2 protein-coding genes and 2 pseudogenes are annotated in these 1,643 nt (G+C 58.5%); 2 read left to right on the top strand and 2 right to left on the bottom strand.

The window, feature by feature from the left end; all coding sequences use genetic code 11:
* A pseudogene (locus ACGKZZ_RS17180) lies at positions 1-84 on the top strand (IS5/IS1182 family transposase); the annotation flags it as partial.
* A gap of 9 nt (positions 85-93) precedes the next feature.
* Here ACGKZZ_RS17180 and ACGKZZ_RS17185 read toward each other — a convergent pair.
* Together ACGKZZ_RS17185 and ACGKZZ_RS17190 are read right to left on the bottom strand one after the other, a co-directional pair.
* Positions 94-735: a hypothetical protein gene (locus ACGKZZ_RS17185; protein WP_411224742.1), complete on the bottom strand. Its 642-nt coding sequence runs from the start codon at positions 733-735 to the stop codon at positions 94-96.
* 204 nt (positions 736-939) lie between these two features.
* Positions 940-1,290, bottom strand: coding sequence for an ArsR/SmtB family transcription factor (locus tag ACGKZZ_RS17190; RefSeq protein ID WP_058320099.1), 351 nt, complete (start codon positions 1,288-1,290; stop codon positions 940-942).
* Between the two features lie 63 nt (positions 1,291-1,353).
* Between ACGKZZ_RS17190 and ACGKZZ_RS17195 the strand changes: the two are divergent.
* Positions 1,354-1,643: pseudogene (locus ACGKZZ_RS17195) on the top strand (cation transporter); the annotation flags it as partial.

Raw genomic sequence — 1,643 nt, forward strand, 5'->3', positions numbered from 1 at the left:
CGTGTGGCGACACGCTATGACCGCTGTCCTAAGGTTTTCCTCTCAGCCATCGCCCTCGCTGCAACCGTCATCTACTGGTTATGAATCCTGACCCTAGCCTTGCAGATGCGCGATGAGTTCCGCGACAAGTGTCAATGATACCACTGCCAGCAGGAGAGTGAGCAGAGCGAGTACTGCCACGCCGGATTTCTGTGGAAAGAGACCGACAAGTGGGCGCAGGCTCGCCGACTGTTTGATCGCTGACACATACAAAGGCAACGCGCTCACCATCGTGGCATAGAGATAGACACCCGAGATGTTTTCAAAGAATGCGGAGCGCGCAAGCGTCGGTGCGACCACGCTCAACGCGGTCGCGCGGCTGCCGCCGAACGAACCGAACCAATCTGCAGAGAAAACGTAGATCAGGGCGTGGAGGCCGAGGAAGAGAACAACCCTAATCGCTAGATCCAACAGCAGGAAAACGGCAGAATCTCGATGCCTACCAGCGGGCCGTTGCGTGAGAGCATAAAGAAAGAAGCTCACGTAATTCACAACAAAGATAACCGGCAACCCGTTGGTAACAACCTGCCGCAAAAATCGTCCGAGTGCGGGGCCGCCCGCAGCCAGTGCCGACGCGAAACCGGGAGCAAGCAACACATAGAGCACGAGAATCGGAGCCAAGGCAGCGAGGCTGAACAACAAGACGTTTCTTAAGAATAGAACGCCGGGCATTTCGATGGAGAAGTATCTTTCCATGGGACCACATTTGGCATGCGGACCAGAGCCGGTCGACAGGAATTCCGATCTGTCTCAATCAACGCGAATGCTGTTTGAGCCCACTTCACTAGAATACCCATTCAACAAGGTCCGCAGCCGAACGCAGGTGCGACTCACTGCGCAGGCGTTAATGGCTGCTTTAAGTCTTTCACGCCGATAGAAGGTTGCGCCAAAACGCACCGGCTAACCCGTATAGTTTCGGCACGTATCAACTCCATTCGCGTTCGAGGCAAGTAGCCGACCCGCGTCACGGATTAGGTCCGCAATCCGCCCGTCCGCCAAGCGATACCGGACGAACCGACCCTCGCTACGGCGAGTGACCAGCCCGCAGTCGAGCAGGCAGCGCAGATGGTTCGAGGCATTGGGCTGACCCAGACCCGTATGCCCGACGATTTCCTGCACGCTGCGTTCGTCCGACACCAGCGCATCTAGGATCGCCAGACGACTGGGATCGCCGAGGCCCCGGAAGAGCTTTGCCCGCAGTTCCAGGGTATCGGGTGCCGGAAGATCGTCTTGAACGTCTTGCGTCGTCATATCATTATCCACTGATACGTAAGCGGCGTACCTTTTCGCCCGCCACCATAAAGAGGATCGCACATGAGCCAGCCCGATAACAGCACGTTGGCAACAGCCTCCTCCCCGATCCGAATGCGGGTACAGGGCATGGACTGCGCAAAGGACGCCGCCGAGATCGAGCGCGCAGCCCGGTCTGCGGGCGTGGCCGAAGGCGACGTGAAAGTGTCCGCCGCGACCCACATCATGACATTGCGGATCGCGGAGGGCGACCTGCCCAAAGTGCGGCCCGCGCTCGACGCGACCGGCTACGGTTTCGAGAAGATCGAGGACGGCGATACATCGTCCGATCCGGCCTACAAGGACCCGAGCTA

It is taken from the genome of Marivita sp. S2033, from assembly GCF_046592965.1.
Classification (GTDB): Bacteria; Pseudomonadota; Alphaproteobacteria; order Rhodobacterales; family Rhodobacteraceae; genus Marivita.